At 71.1% G+C, this 18,011-nt stretch carries 15 protein-coding genes; 4 read left to right on the top strand and 11 right to left on the bottom strand.

What is annotated here, in order from left to right:
- Window positions 1-29 precede the first annotated feature (29 nt).
- The gene (gltA, locus tag BLQ49_RS09740; protein ID WP_091715397.1) at window positions 30-1,319 is read right to left on the bottom strand and encodes a citrate synthase; all 1,290 of its coding nucleotides are present in this window, start codon (window positions 1,317-1,319) and stop codon (window positions 30-32) included.
- A gap of 243 nt (window positions 1,320-1,562) precedes the next feature.
- A complete protein-coding gene (gene gltX, locus BLQ49_RS09735; protein ID WP_091715395.1) occupies window positions 1,563-2,990 on the bottom strand; it encodes a glutamate--tRNA ligase in 1,428 nt (475 codons plus the stop codon).
- A 179-nt stretch (window positions 2,991-3,169) separates the two neighbouring features.
- Here gltX and BLQ49_RS09730 point away from each other — a divergent pair, with 179 nt between their 5' ends.
- Entirely contained in the window at window positions 3,170-5,449 is a 2,280-nt protein-coding gene (locus tag BLQ49_RS09730; RefSeq protein ID WP_091715393.1) for a ComEC/Rec2 family competence protein, read from the top strand.
- On the opposite strand, the gene lexA is transcribed toward BLQ49_RS09730, so the two are convergent.
- A complete protein-coding gene (gene lexA / locus BLQ49_RS09725; protein ID WP_091715392.1) occupies window positions 5,443-6,165 on the bottom strand; it encodes a transcriptional repressor LexA in 723 nt (240 codons plus the stop codon). The two genes, BLQ49_RS09730 and lexA, sit on opposite strands and share 7 nt — an antisense overlap.
- Window positions 6,166-6,394: 229 nt before the next feature.
- On the opposite strand from lexA, the gene BLQ49_RS09720 reads away from it, so the two are divergent.
- On the top strand, window positions 6,395-6,847 hold the full coding sequence (locus BLQ49_RS09720) for a hypothetical protein (RefSeq protein ID WP_091715390.1): 453 nt from the start codon (window positions 6,395-6,397) through the stop codon (window positions 6,845-6,847).
- Window positions 6,848-6,868: 21 nt separating this feature from the next.
- Here BLQ49_RS09720 and BLQ49_RS09715 read toward each other — a convergent pair whose 3' ends face one another.
- Complete coding sequence (locus BLQ49_RS09715; protein WP_091715389.1) at window positions 6,869-7,084, bottom strand: hypothetical protein; 216 nt, start codon at window positions 7,082-7,084, stop codon at window positions 6,869-6,871.
- A gap of 76 nt (window positions 7,085-7,160) precedes the next feature.
- On the opposite strand from BLQ49_RS09715, the gene BLQ49_RS09710 reads away from it, so the two are divergent.
- Together BLQ49_RS09710 and fae are read left to right on the top strand one after the other, a co-directional pair.
- Window positions 7,161-8,402, top strand: coding sequence for an NRAMP family divalent metal transporter (locus BLQ49_RS09710; RefSeq protein ID WP_091715387.1), 1,242 nt, complete (start codon window positions 7,161-7,163; stop codon window positions 8,400-8,402).
- 61 nt (window positions 8,403-8,463) lie between these two features.
- Window positions 8,464-9,003: a formaldehyde-activating enzyme gene (fae, locus tag BLQ49_RS09705; protein WP_091715386.1), complete on the top strand. Its 540-nt coding sequence runs from the start codon at window positions 8,464-8,466 to the stop codon at window positions 9,001-9,003.
- On the opposite strand, the gene BLQ49_RS09700 is transcribed toward fae, so the two are convergent.
- The 7 genes from BLQ49_RS09700 to BLQ49_RS09665 all read right to left on the bottom strand — a co-directional run bounded on the left by BLQ49_RS09700 (window position 9,004) and on the right by BLQ49_RS09665 (window position 17,864).
- The gene (locus BLQ49_RS09700; RefSeq protein WP_091715384.1) at window positions 9,004-9,618 is read right to left on the bottom strand and encodes a Uma2 family endonuclease; all 615 of its coding nucleotides are present in this window, start codon (window positions 9,616-9,618) and stop codon (window positions 9,004-9,006) included.
- Window positions 9,619-9,684: 66 nt separating this feature from the next.
- Window positions 9,685-10,146: a hypothetical protein gene (locus BLQ49_RS09695; RefSeq protein ID WP_091715382.1), complete on the bottom strand. Its 462-nt coding sequence runs from the start codon at window positions 10,144-10,146 to the stop codon at window positions 9,685-9,687.
- Window positions 10,147-10,155: 9 nt separating this feature from the next.
- Window positions 10,156-10,638, bottom strand: coding sequence for a response regulator (locus BLQ49_RS09690; RefSeq protein ID WP_091715380.1), 483 nt, complete (start codon window positions 10,636-10,638; stop codon window positions 10,156-10,158).
- A complete protein-coding gene (locus BLQ49_RS09685; RefSeq protein ID WP_091715378.1) occupies window positions 10,635-11,753 on the bottom strand; it encodes a histidine kinase dimerization/phosphoacceptor domain -containing protein in 1,119 nt (372 codons plus the stop codon). Before BLQ49_RS09685 ends, BLQ49_RS09690 begins: the two co-directional genes overlap by 4 nt.
- Window positions 11,754-12,008: 255 nt before the next feature.
- The gene (locus BLQ49_RS09680; protein ID WP_091715376.1) at window positions 12,009-15,293 is read right to left on the bottom strand and encodes an error-prone DNA polymerase; all 3,285 of its coding nucleotides are present in this window, start codon (window positions 15,291-15,293) and stop codon (window positions 12,009-12,011) included.
- Window positions 15,290-17,152, bottom strand: coding sequence for a DNA polymerase Y family protein (locus BLQ49_RS30235; RefSeq protein ID WP_244507527.1), 1,863 nt, complete (start codon window positions 17,150-17,152; stop codon window positions 15,290-15,292). The genes BLQ49_RS09680 and BLQ49_RS30235 overlap by 4 nt, the downstream gene beginning before the upstream one ends.
- Window positions 17,079-17,864: an ImuA protein gene (locus BLQ49_RS09665; RefSeq protein ID WP_091715375.1), complete on the bottom strand. Its 786-nt coding sequence runs from the start codon at window positions 17,862-17,864 to the stop codon at window positions 17,079-17,081. The genes BLQ49_RS30235 and BLQ49_RS09665 overlap by 74 nt, the downstream gene beginning before the upstream one ends.
- Between the last annotated feature and the right edge of the window lie 147 nt (window positions 17,865-18,011).

The raw sequence follows: 18,011 nt of genomic DNA, 5'->3' as shown, positions 1-18,011 counted from the left end.
CCTGTTCGTGTCTCGGGACAGGTCCCGCCTCAGCCGCGCTGGTCGACCGGCACGTAATCGCGCTGGGTCGGGCCGACGTAGAGCTGGCGCGGGCGGCCGATCTTCTGCGACGGGTCCTCGATCATCTCGGCCCACTGGGCGATCCAGCCGACCGTGCGCGCGACCGCAAACAGCACCGTGAACATGTCGGTCGGGAAGCCCATCGCCTTGAGGGTGATGCCCGAGTAGAAATCGATGTTCGGGTAGAGCTTCTTCTCGATGAAGTACTCGTCCTTGAGGGCGATCTGCTCCAGCTCCATGGCGACGTGGAGCAGCGGATCGTCGGTCTTGCCGAGTTCCTTCAGCACCTGATGGGTGGTGCTCTGCATGATCCGGGCGCGCGGATCGTAGTTCTTGTAGACCCGGTGACCGAAGCCCATCAGGCGGAACGGATCGTTCTTGTCCTTGGCCTTGGCGACGTACTTGCCGACGTTCTCAGGGGTGCCGATCTCCATCAGCATCTTGAGCGCCGCCTCGTTGGCGCCGCCATGGGCCGGACCCCACAGGCAGGCGATGCCGGCCGCGATGCAGGCGAAGGGGTTGGCGCCCGAGGAGCCAGCGAGCCGCACCGTCGAGGTCGAGGCGTTCTGCTCGTGGTCGGCGTGCAGGATGAAGATCTTGTCGAGGGCGCGCGCGAAGACCGGGTTCACCTCGTATTCCTCGCACGGCACCGCGTAGCACATGCGCAGGAAGTTCGACGTGTAGTCGAGGTCGTTCTTCGGATATACGAAGGGCTGGCCGATCGAGTACTTGTAGGCCATCGCCGCCAGCGTCGGCATCTTGGCGATCATGCGGATCGAGGCGATCATCCGCTGGCTCTCGTCCGTGATATCGGTCGAGTCGTGATAGAAGGCCGAGAGGGCGCCGACCGAGGCCACCATCACGGCCATCGGATGCGCGTCGCGGCGGAAGCCGGTGAAGAACCGGTTCATCTGGTCGTGCACCATGGTGTGGCGCGTGACCCGGTACTCGAAATCGGCCCGCTGGGCGGCGGTCGGCAGGGCGCCGAACAGCATCAGGTAGCAGGTCTCGAGGAAGTCGCCCTTCTCGGCGAGCTGCTCGATCGGGTAGCCACGGTAGAGCAGCACGCCCTCGTCGCCGTCGATGTAAGTGATCTTCGATTCGCAGCTCGCCGTCGAGGTGAAGCCCGGATCGAAGGTGAAGGCGCCGGTCTGGGCGTAGAGCTTGCCGATATCGACGACGTCCGGCCCGATCGTGCCGGATTTCACCGGCAATTCGATCGTCTTGCCGTCCACGGTGATGGTGCTGGGTGCGCTCATGGATCGTGGACCCTTCTCTGGCGACGTGGCGGGTGCCGGACTCGGGCTGTGCCGAATCGGCCCCGGGGGCCTCAAGCACCTGCGTTATGCTGCGGGTGCTCACAGGCATGGGTTACCCAAACGGCACTGCAGCAGCAACGGGGTCGGTGACAACCGGACCCCGACGCCAAGCGAATTCGTTAAACGAACCCCACCAAGCGAAATCCGGGCCGCAACTGGCGGTTCCCGGCCCTGCGGGCTGCCTCAGCCCTGCGGCACCTGATCACCGAGTCGCGCGAGGGTCTCGTCCCGGCCGAGTACCGCCATCACGTCGAACAGGGGCGGGGAGGTGGTCCGGCCGGTGAGCGCCGCCCGCAGGGGCTGAGCCACCTGCCCGAGCTTGCAGCCCGCATCCTCCGCGTATTGGCGCACGGCGCCCTCGGTCGAGGCCGCGCTCCATTCAGGCAGAGCCTCCAGGGCGGGCTTCACCCCGGCGAGGCGCGCGCGGCCCTCGTCGGAGAGGAGGGCACGGGCCTTCTCGTCGAGCGCCAGGGGACGCTGGGCGTAGAGGTAGTAGGCGCTGTCGAGGAGCTCAATCAGCGTCTTGGCCCGCTCCTTCAGGCCCGGCATCGCCTGGGTCAGCTTGTCCTTGAGATCGGGCTGGAGCGGGGCCGACAGGCCGCGCTCGGGCCCGACCTGCGGCAGGATCGTCTCGATCGCCGCGACGAGGTCGGCATCGGCGCTGGAGCGGATGTAGAGGCCGTTGAGGTTGGCGAGCTTGGCGAAGTCGAACCGCGCGGCCGAGCGCCCGACCGAGCCGAGATCGAAGGCCGCGATCATCTCCTCGGTGGAGAACACCTCCTGGTCGCCGTGGCTCCAGCCGAGCCGCACGAGGTAGTTGCGCAGAGCCGTCGGTAGGTAGCCGAGGTCGCGATAGGCCTCGACGCCGAGCGCCCCGTGGCGCTTCGAGAGCTTCGCCCCGTCGGCCCCGTGGATCAGCGGGATATGGGCCATCTTCGGCACGTCCCAGCCGAGGGCGGAAAAGATCTGGGTCTGGCGGGCCGCGTTGGTGAGGTGGTCGTCGCCGCGGATCACCTGCGTGACGCCCATGTCGTGGTCGTCGACGACGACGGCGAGCATGTAGGTCGGCGTGCCGTCCGAGCGGAGCAGGACGAGGTCGTCGAGATCCCTGTTGGCCCAGGTCACCCGGCCCTGAACGGCGTCCTCCACCACGGTCTCGCCCTCGGTGGGCGCCCGCAGGCGGATCACCGGCTTGACCCCGGCCGGCGCCTCGGCCGGGTCGCGGTCGCGCCAGCGGCCGTCGTAGCGGGGCGCGCGGCCCTCGGCGCGGGCGGTCTCGCGCATCTGCGTGAGTTCCTCGGCGGTGGCGTAGCAATGATAGGCGCGGCCCGCCGCCAGCAGTTCCTCGGCCACCGCCCGGTGGCGCTCGGCCCGGGCGAACTGGAACACCACGTCGCCGTCCCAATCGAGGCCGAGCCAGCTGAGCCCGTCGAGGATCGCGTCGATCGCGCCCTTGGTCGAGCGCTCCCGATCGGTATCCTCGATGCGCAGCAGCATCTTGCCGCCCGTGTGGCGGGCATAGAGCCAGTTGAACAAGGCCGTCCGGGCCCCGCCGATATGCAGGTAGCCGGTAGGCGAGGGGGCGAAGCGCGTGACGACGGCTGAGGACATCGGTCCGGTGTGTTCGGGGCGAGGCGGGGAGCGCGGAAGGGCGGGCTCGACGAGGGTGCCCGATGGAGGCGCCCGTAGCACGAAGCGCGGCCTGTAGCACGGGGCCACGGATGCGTTAAGAATCGGCCCGGGAATCGCCCGACCGCCGACGACAGGTCGCGCGGATCGGGGCAGGGGCAATGCGGCGGATCGGCGCGAGGCTGACGGGGGGCGCCCTGGCGCTCGCCGGCCCGCGCGCGCCCGCGCTGCCGGCACTCCATCACTGGGTCGCGGACGGGCTCGCCCGGGAGGCCGAGCAGCGCCGCCTGTTCCCCTGGCTGGCGGTGGCGTTCGGGGCCGGGATCCTCGTCTATTTCAGCGCCACCGATGGCGCGCCGATCCTGGCCGCCCCGCTGATCGGCGCCGCGCTCACCCTGGCGCCGGTGCCGATCCTGGGGGCGCGGCCGGTCGCGATGGCGCTGGCGCTGGCCGCGGGCTTCGCGTTCCTCGGCTTCGCCGCGGCGACCTGGCGCGTCGCGCAGGTCGCCGCCCCGATCCTGACCCGGACCACCATCGGGCCGCTCGTCGGGATGGTCGAGGCGCTCGACGAGCGCGAGGTCGGTGCCAGGCTGGTGATCCGGGTGGAGAGCTTTGCCGGACTCGCGCCGGAGGCGCGGCCGGCCCGGGTGCGGGTCTCGTTCCGCAAGACGCCGATCCCGAGGCCCGGCGAGACCATCGCGGCGACCGCCCGGCTGCTGCCGCCCCCGGAGGCGGCCCGGCCCGGCGGCTACGACTTCGCCCGGGACGCATATTTCCAGGGGATCGGCGCGGTCGGCTCGCTGCTCGGCGCAGTTACGGTGCGGGCCCCCGCGGAGCCGCCCTCGCTTCGCCTGCGCCTCGCCGCGCTGCTGGACGAGGCCCGCAACGCCCTGACCCGCCGGATCGCGGAATCGGAGGGCGGGCAGGCGGGGGCGGTGGCGGCTGCCCTAGTGACCGGCAAGCGCGGGCTAATCGGCCCGGCTACCAACGATGCCCTGCGCGCCGCCGGCATCTACCACGTGGTCTCGATCTCCGGGCTCCACATGGTGCTGGCGGCGGGCGTCGTCTTCTGGCTGGTGCGGGCGGCCCTCGCGCTGATCCCCCACTGCGCGCTGGTCTGGCCGATCAAGAAGATCGCGGCCGGCTTCGCCATGGTGGGCGTGAGCGCCTACTGCGCCTTCTCGGGCTGGGACATCGCCGCCGAGCGTTCGCTGATCATGACCCTGATCATGCTGGGGGCGATCCTCGCGGACCGGCCGGCCCTGTCGATGCGCAACCTCGCGCTCGCCGCCCTGATCGCGCTCGCGCGGGAGCCTGAGGGTCTGCTGGGTCCGAGCTTCCAGATGTCGTTCGGCGCGGTGGCCGGGCTGATCGCCTGCGCGCGCCTGATCGACGGCCGCCTGTTCGTGCGGCCCGGGGCGGGGCGGGTCGGGCGCCTGATCGGGACCAGCCTATCGGCGGTCACCGGCACCCTGGCGACGACGCTCGTGGCGCAGATCGCGACCGCGCCGTTCGCGACCTACCATTTCCAGACAATCCAGCCCTTCGGCCTCGTCGGCAATGCGCTGACCCTCCCGCTCGTCTCGCTGGTGGTGATGCCCTCGGCGGTGATCGGCTGCCTCGCCTATCCCTTCGCCCTCGACCGTCCGGTCTGGTGGCTCATGGGGCATGCGGTGGGCGGCATGCTGGCGATTTCCCACTGGATCGCCGGATTCGAGCGGGCGAGCCTCGTGGTGCCCGCCTTCGGCACCGGCGCGCTGGCCCTCCTGACGGCCGGTCTTCTCCTGGCGACGCTCCCGGTCTCGCGGCTGCGCTGGCTCGCCCTGCCGCCGCTGCTGATCGGGCTTTGGCTCGCCGCCCTACCCGACCGGTACGATCTCTACGTCGATCGGCAGGGCTGGGGCGCGGCTGTGCGCGGGCCGGACGGCCGCCTCGCCGCCCTCGGCAGCCCCTCGGGCTTCGTGCTGGAGCAATGGCTGAAGGCCGATGGCGATGGACGACCGCCGGGCCGGGGGTCCGGCGCGGCCCCCGGCGGCCGCTGCGACCGGCTTGGCTGCACCGCGACCCTGCCGGACGGCCGGGCCATCGCACTGGTCCGCGACCGGCGCGCCTTCCCGGACGATTGCGCCCGAGCCGCGGTGCTGATCACAAGCCTCACCGCACCTCCGACCTGCACGGGCCCCCTGGTGATCGACCGCCCGCGCCTCGCCGCCCAGGGGGCCGTGGCCCTGCGCGCAGGGGCCGACAGCTTCACGCTGCGCGGGGCCCGCGACGATGGCCGCTCCGTCCCGTGGCGACCAGGGAGCGTTCGGGCCACACCGACCCCCACCGGTTCCGGGACGGATCCCCCCTGGGAGGCGTCCGGCGGGATGGCCCTGTCCGATAGGACTCAAACCCCGGCGGAGCCCCCCGCCGACGCGCCGGCGGAACCGCTTCAGTAGCGGCGGACGAGGCTCACGAGCCGGCCCTGAATCTGCACCCGGTCCGGGCCGAGCACGCGGGTCTCGTAGGCCGGGTTGGCGGCTTCCAGGGCGATCGACGACCCACGCCGGCGCAGGCGCTTGAGCGTCGCCTCCTCGTCGTCGATCAGCGCCACGATGATGTCGCCGGTATTGGCCGTGTCCTGCTTGCGGATCACCACAAGGTCGCCGTCGAGAATGCCGGCTTCCACCATCGAATCGCCGCGCACTTCCAGGGCGTAGTGCTCGCCGCCCGCGAGGAAGTCCGGCGACAGGGTGATGGCGTGGCTCTGGTTCTGGATCGCCGAGACCGGTGTACCGGCGGCGATCCGGCCCATCACCGGGATCGAGACGGCGCGGCCGGTCTCGTCGATCATCCGGGCGGTGGCGGGCTGGGCCGGCTGCTTGGACTTGCCGCCCTCCACCACGCTCGGGGTGAAGCGGCGCGGCTCCGCGGGCGGCGGGGCCGCCGAGGTCGCCAGGCTCTCAGGGATCCGGATCACCTCGATGGCGCGGGCCCGGTTCGGCAGGCGGCGCAGGAAGCCGCGCTCCTCCAGGGCCGTGATCAGCCGGTGGATCCCGGATTTCGACTTGAGATCGAGGGCGTCCTTCATCTCGTCGAAGGACGGGGGGACGCCGCATTCCTGCATGCGACCCTGGATGAAGCGCAGGAGGTCCAGCTGCTTGCGCGTGAGCATCGACGGGGGCCTCGCGGTTAGGCGGACCGCCTCGGGACGGTCTCGGAAACAAATCGCGAACAGGTTAAACGTTCCGCAAGTGTTCCGCAAGCGTCATACGGCCACGCTCGGATGCGGACGTGGCGGGCATCTGGCAGAAACGCATTGACGGCACAAGCGGGGCCGTTTCAATGCGCGTCGGTGCCCCGCCGAGCCGGTGGCGGGCTTTGGAGCGGCAGGGGTGACGAGGATGCGACGGCGCGCGACTCTGCTGCCCATCGGTGTGCTGTCCCTCGGCCTGCTGGCCGGCTGCACGACGGGCTTCTCCTACATCTCGCGCAACTACGTGGCCCTGACCCCGCAGGTCGTGACCATCGGCTGCAAGGAGCCTTACGAGGTCTACGACAACCGGCAGCTGCGTCGGATGCTGATCGTGTCCAACGCCCTCCGCGAATATGCCGGCTGCAACCTGAGCGAGGTCCGGATCGATCCGGATCCGGAGGCGACCCGGGTGACGCGCTTCCGCACGGCCGCAAGGGCCTATCTCGACGAGACGGTGCGGGAGGATTGCCGGATCACCGGCGAGACCGTGTTCGATCCGCTGAAGAGCGAGTTCGCCTATGCTTGCGACGCGCCGGTCGAGAAGCGGGGCACGGTGGTGCCGCGCCTGCCGGGCCGCAACCCCGGCCCCGCCCAGCGCTGATCCGCCGATTTGGACATCGGATCACGTGCCGGGTTTCGGGAAGGTGCGCTCGGCGGCGTCCCCGGCCGCCGCCAGCAGCGCACGCGCGAAGGCGCGGGCCTCGGCCCGCTCCAGCACGATCGCGGCGGTGACCGGCCCGCCGCCGAGGTCGGCCAGGGCGAGTTCCAGCCGCACCCCCTCGGGCACGGCGCTCGCCTGAAGGCTCCAGCCGGGCCCCCGCTCCGCGCTCTCCGCCATTGCTCCCCCTCCCGTGCCCGGGAAAACGCCGCAGGCACCCGCCGGAACCGCCCGAGCCCGGAACTGTTCCCGAGCCGTGCCAAGCGCTTCCCTGCCCCGCCTCGCGACGTTCCTCAAGACCGCGGGGCCCGGTCTGGTGGTGATGTTGGCCGACACGGATGTCGGCAGCCTGATCACGGCGGCCCAGAGCGGCGCCCGCTGGGGCTATTCGCTGCTGCTCCTGCAGATCCTGTTGATCCCGATTCTCTACGTCGTCCAGGAACTGACCGTGCGGCTCGGCACCGCCACCGGCCGCGGTCACGGCGAGCTGATCCGCGAGCATTACGGACCGGTCTGGGCCTGGATCTCCTATGGTGGTCTCGTGGTGGCAGGGATCGGCGCCATCGTCACCGAGTTCTCCGGCATCGCCGGCATCGGCGACCTGTTCGGGGTGCCGCGCCTCGTCAGCCTCGGCCTTCCAGCCCTCCTGCTGCTCGGACTTGTGTTCACCGGGAGCTACCGGCGTGTCGAGCGGGTCGCGATCGTGGTCGGCCTGTTCGAGCTGGTCTTCATCGGCCTCGCCATCGCGGCGCGGCCGAACGTGGGCGAGATCGTCACATCCTTTGCCCACATGCCGCTCGGCGACGGCCAGTACCGGGTGCTGATCGCCGCCAATATCGGGGCGGTCATCATGCCGTGGATGATCTTCTACCAGCAATCGGCGATCGTCGACAAAGGTCTCGGCTGGGACCATGCAAAGACCTCGCGGCTCGACACGCTCGTGGGCGCCGTGATCTCGCAATGCGTGATGGGGGCGATCCTGATCGCGGCGGCCGCCACGATCGGCAAGGCCGGGCAGGGGACCAAGAACGGCCTGCAGACCGTGGGCGACCTCGCGGGCGCCTTCACGCCTGCCCTGGGGCCCTGGCTCGGGCAGGTGGTGTTCGGGGTCGGGATCATCGCGGCGGCCTTCGTGGCGCTCAACGTCGTGGCATTGGCGCTCGCCTGGGGGTTCGGCGATGTGACCGGAAAGGCGCACTCGCTGGAGCAGTCGCCCCGGGAGGCGCCGGCCTTCTACGGCGCCTTCGCGCTGGTGGTGGCGGCGGGGGCCGTGGCCGTCCAGCTCGTGCCGAATCTGGTGGCGCTCAACATCGCGGTCGAGGTGATGAACGCCCTGCTCCTGCCGCTCGCACTCGGCCTGCTGATCCTCCTCGCCACCCGCGCCCTGCCGGAGGGCAAGCGCGTGGACGGTGCCTACAAGTGGGTGGTCTACGTCATCTCGGGCGTCACCATCGCCTTCGCGCTGGTCGGCGTCCTCGACGCGGTCGGCCTGATCTGAGGCGATTGACGGAGGGCTCTCGATGATGTCTCCCGCGGGCTCCATCAGGTGGAGTTCGAACATGCAAGAGATCTGGTTCCGCACGGGCGAGGCCACGGTGCTGGCGGCCGAGGGCCAGTACACCGACGCCATGCCGGAGGTGCTGATCGGCTCCGTCCGCGGGCCGGTGGGTCAGGCCTTCGCGTCGATGATGGGGCAGGTGCAGGGTCATACCCGGATGTTCGTGGTCCGCGACCTCAACCAGCTCGTGCGCCCCGCCACGATGATGACCACCAAGGTCACGATTCACACAGCCGAGTACGCCGAGCTCCTCGGCGGCGTGGTTCAGGCGGCCACCGGCGACGCGATCGTGGACTGCCTCATCGAGGGCATCCTGCCGAAGGACGGGCTCGACGAGCTGTGCATGATCATCATGATCTGGCTCGATCAGCGCTGCGCCGAGGACGACAACCTCGACCAGAAGGACCTCTACCGGACCAATTACGAGGCGACGAAGCTCGCCATCGCCCGCGCCCTCAAGGGCGAGCCGACGGTGGATGAGCTGATCGCCAACCGGAAGACCGTGAAGCACTACGCGCTGGACGGCGTGATCGAGTACTGATCAGCCGCGCCCCACGGGCGTGCGGGCATAGAGATCGGCCACGGCGCACGCGAGGCCGAAGCCGGGGAGGACCAGACGGTCGTCCCCGGTCAGGCGGGTACGGATCCAGGGCTCGCCGCTGCGCACCGAGAGGGTCAGCGCGCGGCTCTTCTGCTCGATCAGGAGCGCGGCCTGACAGAGCGGCAAGGCCTCGTAGCCCGTGCGCTTGACGTCGATCTTCGTCTGGCGCGTGCCGGGCAGCTTCCGGTGGTCGCTCGGCGAGAGGATCTCGGCGGCCAGATAACAGCCGTCAACAACGTTCCGGTCCGGCTCGATGGCGGCCGCGTCGATGACCGCGACGTCCGGAACGTAGGTATGGCCCGTGATGAACGGCCTGAGGTCAATGGCGGGATCGTGGATGGCGATCCACGAGGAGCCCGACCGTTCCAGAGCCTCGTTCAGGAGGCGCTGGAGATTTACGACTATGACCTGATGGATGAGGCTCGGCCGGGCCTGCATCACGATCTGGCCCTCGATAAGCTCCCACTTCTCCTCATCGGGGCGCGTCTCGATGAAGTCCCAGAATCCCCGATGGGGATCGGTCCTGTGCACGGGCGATGTTTCGAGAGTCGTCATGGGCAGCCCGGGCCGAGTCGACGGAAGACAAGGATCCCGCCAACGCTCCGCCCGGTCAAGGGCGCCTCATCCCGGCGGGATGCGCCCCACCGAGCACAGGGTGCGCATCGTGGTGCTGCCCGGGTCGGTATAGCAGGAAGCCGACCAGCCGTTCTGCTGGATGAACGACTTGCGCCGCTCCGACAGCGAGGTCCGGTAGGCGTTGGCGATGATCGGCTCGACGGTGGCGGCCGATTCGCCGATCAGGATCTCGGAGGCCACCGACAGGTCGCGGAAGAAGGTCGCCGAGGGGGCGGGCTCGGACGAGGTCGCCTGGACGATCGGCTCGGCCCGGCAGGTCACGTCGAACTTGATCGGCCCGGCGAGGCGGATGTCGATGCTGGGGCCCGCGCGCTTGCCGACCTTGCCGCCGATCGCCCCCGCGATCTGGCGGGCGAGGTCGTCGCAGGTATCAGCCCGGGCGGCCGTGCCCAAAAGCGGCAGGCAGGCGAGGGCGGCGAGGAGGCGCGGTACGGTCGAGCTCGGCATGGCGCCAATCTAGCCCCGGCGCGGCCCCTGTCGAGGGGGCGAGGCGGCCCGCATCCGGGCGAAACTCGCGAGCCACGCGGGCGCGACGCGCATCCCCGGCGGCACGAACTCGGCCGGGGGCGGCCGGCGCACGCAATCCTCCAGATAAGTCAGGGACTCTTCGAGCACCGTGCCGGTGAACGGCTTGGCGATCACCGCCGTGGCCCCCGCCATGTCCTCGCTGAGCGCCTGCGCGTTGGCGGTCATGAACGCGGCCGTGATGCCGCCGAGGTCGCGCACGGCCTGCGCCACGTCGAGGCCCGAGGAACCGTCGCCGAGGCGCAGATCGATCAGCACCAGTTCGGGCCTTGTCTCGCGGACGAGGGCGATGGCCTCCCGGGCGGTCATGGCAGTGCCGACGACGTGGTGGCCGGCCTCCTCCAGCATCATCTCGATCTGCATCAGGATGAGGGCTTCATCCTCGACGACGAGAATCCTGAGCGGTTCGGTCACGAGGCCTCCAGACCGCCGGCCATCTCGCGCGGCAGGCGTATGCTGACGATCGTGCCGGGATCGTTGGTCATCCAGGCGATGCTGGCGCTGAGCTGGCGGCAGAGCGTGCCGATCAGGCGCTTCCCGAAGGAGCGTTGCTCCATCACCTGGACGGGCATGCCGACGCCGTCATCGGCGATCTTGATGGTGAAGTAGGCCGAATCCGGCGCCACCGTCACGGAGAGCCGGCCGGGCCGGTCGTTGGGGAAGGCGTGCTTGAGGGCGTTGGTGATCAGCTCGTTCATCATCAGGGCCACGGGGGGCGCCTTGGCGACCGGGATCTCCACGGCCTCCAGGTCGAGATGCAGGCGGATCCGGTCGCCGGAGCCGCGGACAAGGTCGGTGGCGAGGTCGCGGGCGAACTCGGCCACGTCGAACCGCTCGACGTTGTTGGACTGGTACAGCCGGCGGTGGACCGTGCCCAGGGCCTCGACCCGGGTCAGCATCGACTCCATGGCATTGCGCGCGGCCGGGTCGGTGATCGCCCGCGTCTGCATGGCCAGCAGCGCCGCGATCATCTGGAGGTTGTTCTTCACCCGGTGATCCACCTCATGGACCAGCATGGTCTGGGTGGCGAGCGCTTCGGTCAGGTCGCGGGTGCGGTGGGCGACTTCGGCCTCGAACCGGTCCTTCTCCTGCTGGACCCGCAGATGCGCGTCCACCCGGTCGGTGACGTCGAGCTGCGAGGCGAAGAAGAACAGCACCTCGCCGGCCTCGTTGACGACGGGGCTGAGATAGAGGGCGTTCCAGAACGGCATCCCGTCCTTGCGGTAGTTCAGGATGTCGATCGCGATGTCGGTATTGGCCTCGACCGCCTCGCGGATCAGCGCGACGGCGCCACGGTCGGTGTCCTTGCCCTGGAGCAGCCGGCAGTTGCGGCCCATCACCTCGCCCCGGCCGTAGCCGGTCATGCGCAGGAAGGCGTCGTTGGCGAAGACGATCGGGTTGTCGGGGAGCCGCGGATTGGTGACGATCATCGGCATCCGCGTGGCGCGGACCGCGGCGGCGAAGGGATCGCCCTTGCCCTGTTCGGCGTCGAGCCGGTCTGTCTGGTGCCAAGCGTCGGGCTGTTCCATCGAACCTGCTCTCTCCTGCCCGGCGTTCATCACCTCCGGCAATTGGGTCGTGGCTGCGTGACCGCAAGCGCGAGCTTAACAACCTAGGCACGGGATGAGTTCGGGGCCAAGGCGCCTGAAGTCCATATTTCGGCAGACAGAACGCCGCACCTTGAGTGGTTCCTCTGCTCACACAGGTCCGGACCATGCCCCCTCCCGGGAACAGGCCAGACAATACACCTAGAGTTGTGCAATCGCGGCCAATGCCCTGTGGGCTCAGTGGAAATCCCGGCTGCGATAGACCCGCCGATCCGACGGCACGCCGAAATCCGTATTCTCGGGCGGCAGTTTCATCCCGGCCTCGCGCAGGTCGCGGAGCGAAGCGGTGAGATCGCGGAACCCCTCGGCCACGAGGTGAACCACCCCATCCGCCCGCTGGATCCGGCCGCGCACGGCCAGGAACCGGGCCTGCATGGCGGCCCGGCGGTTGGCCTCGAACACCGTCTTCCAGACGATCACGTTGGCGATACCGGTCTCGTCCTCCAGGGTCAGGAAGACCACGCCCTTGGCGGTGCCCGGCCGCTGGCGGATCAGCACGAGCCCCGCCACCGTGACCCGCGCGCCCTGGGGCAGGGACGGATCGCAATGGGCCCGGGCCGGGATCGCGCCGATCCGGGCGAGCCGCCCCCGGAAGAAGGCGACCGGGTGCCCCTGGAGCGACAGGCCGGTGGCGGCGTAATCCTCGGCCACCGCCTCGGATAGGGCCAGGGCCGGAAGCTCCACCGCCGGCTCGTGGCGGAACAGGCCGTCATCGGCGTGCCACGCGAAGAGCGGCAGGGGCGCGTCGAGGAGATGGGCGCGGCGCTCGGAGCCGTCGGCTTTGGCCGCCTTGCGGGATGAGGTCCCCTCCAGGGTGCGGACCATCCACAGGGCGGCGCGCCGGTCGAGGCCGAGGGAGCGGAACGCGTCGGCCTCGGCCAGCCGCTCCAGGGTGTTGCGGGGCAGGGCGAGGGACGCCTGCAGGCCCTCGATGCTGGCATAGCCGTTGGCCCGCAGCCGCACGAGCCGGCGCATCGCGGCCTCGGGCAGGCCGCGCACGACGCGCAGGCCGATCCGCACGGCGTGCCGCGTCGGGTCCCCGGCCGGCTCCAGGGTGCAGTCCCAGTCGCTGGCATTGACGCAGACGCCCCGCACCTCGACCCCGTGGGCCCGGGCGTCGCGCACGAGCTGGGCCGGCTGGTAGAAGCCCATGGGCTGGGCGTTGAGGATCGCGGCCAGGAAGACGTCGGGGTGCCGGCACTTCATCCAGGCCGAGGCGTAGACGAGGAGCGCGAAGCTCGCCGCGTGGCTCTCCGGGAAGCCGTAGGTCGAGAAGCCGCGGATCTGCGCGAAGCAGCGCTCGGCGAAGTCCTGCGGGTAGCCCCGGCGGGTCATGCCACCCACGAACTTGTCCGCGAACCCGCCGATCGTGCCGACATGGCGGAAGGTCGCCATCGCCCGGCGCAACCCGTCGGCCTCGGCCGGGGTGAAGCCCGCCGCCGTGATGGCGATCTGCATGGCGTGCTCCTGGAACAGCGGCACCCCGTAGGTCTTCTGCAGGACCTCCTTCAGCTCATCCGCCGGGCCATGGTCCGGATGCGGGGCCGGGTATTCCACCGGGTCGATCCCGGAGCGGCGCCGCAGGTAGGGATGGACCATGTCGCCCTGGATCGGGCCGGGGCGGACGATCGCGACCTGCACCACGAGGTCGTAGAACTCCTTCGGCTTCAGGCGCGGCAGCATCGACATCTGCGCCCGGCTCTCAACCTGGAACACGCCGACGGAATCGGCCTTCGCCAGCATGGCGTAGGTCCCGGTATCGTCCTGCGGCAGGTCGGCGAGCGTCGCGTAGAAGGTGCCGTGATCGCGCTCCAGAAAATCGAGGCCGCGCTTGAGGCAGGTCAGCATGCCGAGCGCCAGCACGTCGACCTTCATCAGGCCGATCGCGTCGATGTCGTCCTTGTCCCACTCGATGAAGGTGCGGTCCGCCATGGCGCCGTTGCCCACCGGCACGGTCTCGTCGAGGCGGCCCCGGGTCAGCACGAAGCCGCCGACATGCTGCGACAGGTGGCGGGGGAAGCCGATCAGCTGATGGGCGAGGTCGAGTGCCTGCCGGATCGCGGAGTTCTCCGGGTCAAGGCCGGCCTCGCGGACATGCTGGTCCGGCATGCCGGTGCCCCAGGAGCCCCAGACCGTATCGGCGATCGCCGCCGTGACGTCCTCGGTCAGCCCCAGAACCTTTCCGACCTCGCGGATCGCCATGCGCGGGCGGTAGTGGATCACCGTGGCGCAGAGGGCGGCGCGCTCCCGGCCGTAGCGGGCATAGAGGTGCTGGATCACCTCCTCCCGGCGTTCGTGCTCGAAATCGACGTCGATGTCGGGGGGCTCGCCCCGGTTCTCCGAGATGAAGCGGGCGAAGAGCAGCCGGTGCTTCGACGGGTCCACCGCGGTGATGCCCAGGCAGAAGCACACGGCGGAATTGGCCGCCGAGCCCCGGCCCTGGCAGAGGATGCCCTTGCTGCGGGCGAATTCGACCACGTCGAACAGGGTCAGGAAGTAGCGAGCGTACTTCATCTTGGCGATGAGCCGCAGCTCCTCGTGGAGCGTCGCCGCGACGGAGGGCGGAATATCCCCGGCATAGCGCCAGCGCGCCCGCTCCCAGGTGATCTCCTCCAGGTATTCCTGCGGCGTGCGGCCCGGGGGCACCGGCTCGTCGGGATACTCGTAGTGCAGTTCCGACAGGCTGAAGTCGCAGGCCTCGGCGATCTCGATGGTGCGGGCGAGCGCCGCCGGGTGATCGGCGAACAGCCGCGCCATCTCGGCGGCGGGCTTCAGGTGGCGCTCGGCATTGGCCTCCAGGCGGTAGCCAGCCTCCCCGATCCGGCACCCCTCGCGGATGCAGGTGACCACGTCCTGAAGCGGGCGCCGCTCAGGATGGTGGTAGAGCGCATCCGAGACCGCGACCATCGGGGCGCCGGAGGCCGCGCCCAATTCCGCCAACAAACCGAGGCGGCGCCGCTCGTCGCCCCGGCGGGCATGGCTCGCTCCGAGGAAGGTCCGGCCCGGCGCCGCGGCGGCCAGCGCCTCCAGCCGCGCCCGGAACCCCTCCGGCAGGCGCCGTGCCGGCGGCATGGCGATGAAGATCTGCCCCTCGGCGGCCTCCAGCATCTCGGCGAAGGCGAAGCGGCATTCGCCCTTGCGGACGCGGCGGTTGCCGAGGGTGAGCAGCCGGCAGAGGCGCCCCCAGGCGTCCCGGTTCATCGGGTAGGTGACGGCCTCGAACCCCTCCTCGGTGACGAGGCGCACCCCCGGCAGGATCCGGATTTTTGCACCCTCCGCCTCCAGCGACTGCGCCGCCGCATGAGCCCGCACCACACCGGCCACGGTGTTGCGGTCGGCGAGGCCAATTGCCGTGAGGCCGTAGGACGCCGCCTGCACGACGAATTCCTGCGGGTGCGAGGCGCCGTGCAGGAAGGAGAAGTTCGTGGTGACGGCGAGTTCGGCGTAAGCGGGGCCGCTCACGCGAACAGCCCGTGGACGTACCACGCGGCCGGACGGTCGGTGGCGTGCGGCCCGTCGCGGTAGAGCCAGAGCCGGTGCCCGGCCTCGCACTCGACGCGGTAATAGTCGCGGGGCTCGCCGGGCTCGCGCCACCACTCGGCTTCGATCCGCTCCGGCCCCTCGGCATGGGCGACCCGGTGGATCTGCGCCCGCCAGCGGAAGCGCCGGGGCGGTCCCTCGGGCACGGTCGAGAGCACGTCGCAGGCGGCCTCGCCCCGGGGGAACAGCACCAGGGGGCGGGGCGGGAGGTGGTCGGGCCAGGGGGAGGGGATAGCAGGCGCGTGCCCTGCCCCTTGTGCGCAGCGCTGTTCACCCAGCTCGGTCGAGCCCCGATCCTGGTGAAGAAACGCGACGTGCCCCCTCTCCCGTGCGGGAGAGGGTTGGGGTGAGGGGCGAGAATTCTCAGGATCGAGCGCGCCATCGCCGCGCGTGCCGGTCGTGCCACATCCGGATGGACCTGATCCCTCACCCGCACGGGAGAGGGGACCCGCGACCGAGCCTGACGCCGTGTTGCCGGCCTCGATGCATGAATATTCCAATCCCCCTGAGGGAGAGGGGGGAGGGAGGGCGCTTGGCCGGCCAGTGCTCCTACGCGGCACCGATCCCGGCCCCCCTCCGGCTACCCAAAGCACACCCCGGCCCGCCCGCTCCGGCAGGTGGCTCGCGCGCGGTTCGAGCCGCAGCAGCGCCCGCCCAAGGCGCTGCGCCAGGGCGTCGGCCAGGAACCCGACCCCGTCGCCCGCGGAACCCGCGCCGAGATCCGTCTGCCGGGCCGGCATGGCGCCCGTCACCGTGACGGCGAGCGCCACCGTCTCGAAGCCGAAGCCGGCATCGAGGGCACGCCCCAGCCGGTCCAGGCGCAGCGACACCAGGGCGGCGACCCGCTCCGGATCGCGTTCGGGCCGGGACAGGCCGAGGTCGAGCGCCCGCACCACCCCGTCGACCCGGTGGAGGGCGAGGCGCAGGGCGCAGGCGCCGAGCCCGTCCCGCTCCAGCCGGGGAGCCATCTCCGCCATCAGGTCCCGGGCGGTCCGGACGATGTCCGATTGCCGGCCGATCGGGTCGAGGAAGCCGCGGGCGGCGGCGTATTCGGCCGCCTCCGTGAGGGGCGCCAGGGGCTCGGGCCGGCGTGCCAGAGCCTGATCGAGGCGCAGCAGCAGCGCCGCGCCGAACCGACGGGCGAGGGGGCCGCGGGGGAGGGCGTCGAGTTCGCCGATCCGGCGCAGGCCAAGCCGCTTCAGGCCCGCGACCGCGCCGGGATCGAGGCGCAGGGCCTCCACCGGCAGGTCTCGCAGCGCCCCGGCGGCCCCCCCCGGCGGCACGACGATCCGGTCGGCCCCGCCGTGGCGGGCCAGCGCGAAGGCGCCCCCGGGGGTGTCGGCGAGCGCGATCCGCGCCGGGATGTCGGCCCGCGCGAGCCGGCCCGCCAGATCGTCGACGAGGCGCGCCTCGCCGCCGCACAGGTGGCTCGCCCCGGCGACGTCGATGTAGAGCCCATCCGACGCCTCGGCCGGCCCGAACGGCGCCACGACGGGCGCGTAGCGGCAGGCCCAGCGGCAGAGGCGCAGCAGGGCGTCCCGGTCGGCCGCCGGCTCGGCGGGATAGACCCGAAGCGGCACGCCGATCCGCGCCCGGACCCGGCCGAGGGGCTCGCCGGGCCGCAGGCCCAGCGCCTGGGCGGCTGGGTCGAGGGCGAGGAGCCGCAGGCCGCCCGGCCCCTCGGCGGCCACCGCCATCGGGCCGCCCTCAGGCGCGAGACCGGCCCGACGCAGCCGCGTCACCGGCCAGTGGCTCAGGCAGATGCAGACGATGCGCGGCATGGTCCCACTCCAGAAGCCAGTCACCGCCGCGCCCGTTGCGGCAGCGTTCGAGCCGCGCCCGCCAGCGCGGCCGGTCGAGGGTGCCGAACCGGTCCCGGGAGGCGGGGGCGGCGGCGATCCGCCAGCGGGTGGCGGCCCCGTTGGGCATCCCGGCCTCCGCAGGGCGCAGCAGCAGCAGGAGCGGCGGAGACGGCCCCTCCGCGGCGAGTTGCAGGCGCCGGCCCGGCTTCAGCGGCAGCCCGTCCCGCAGGAGGCCGATCAGGGCCGCCAGGGCGCGGGCGTGCAGGGCCGCCTCCAGGGCGCGGAACACCTCCCCGTCGCCGCCGGCCTCCAGGAGGAGCAGGCGGCCGGGATCGAGGCCGAGACCCAGGAGCCCGTGGCCGTAGGGCAGGGGCTCGCCGGGGGCGGCGGCGATCAGCGCTTCCCCGGACACCTGGGACAGGTGAAGGGCGCAGAGCGTGAGGGCGAAGCCGAGGGCCGCGACCCCATCCGCGGGCCCGGCCGGCGCGATCTCGTGCGGCGGCCCAAGGGCGAGGCCGCCGCCGGGCAGGTGGGCGTCGAGGGCGGACAGGCCGAGCGGCAGGATCGGGCGTGAGGCTCGCCCCTCTTCCGGCGGCGCGAGCTGCGCCCGCAGGGCTGCCAGCCGCGCCCGGGGCTCGCCGCGCGCGGGTGTCCGCGCGCTTTCGTCCGCAGGGTCCAGCCCCATCTCCATCGGCTCCGGTCATGGCGGACCATAGGAACATAACAGGAACACGTTCAAACGGTTTCCGCGAGGTCTTGGAATCGTGCGTCGGCGCAGCAGCTTGGCCTGTGGATGGATGTGGACGCCTGTGGAATCGGTCCTCGCCGGCGGTTTCAA

It is taken from the genome of Methylobacterium phyllostachyos (assembly GCF_900103445.1).
Classification (GTDB): domain Bacteria; phylum Pseudomonadota; class Alphaproteobacteria; order Rhizobiales; family Beijerinckiaceae; genus Methylobacterium; species Methylobacterium phyllostachyos.
The sequence above is the reverse complement of the archived record's forward strand: the minus strand, read 5'-3'. Positions and strand labels throughout refer to the sequence as shown.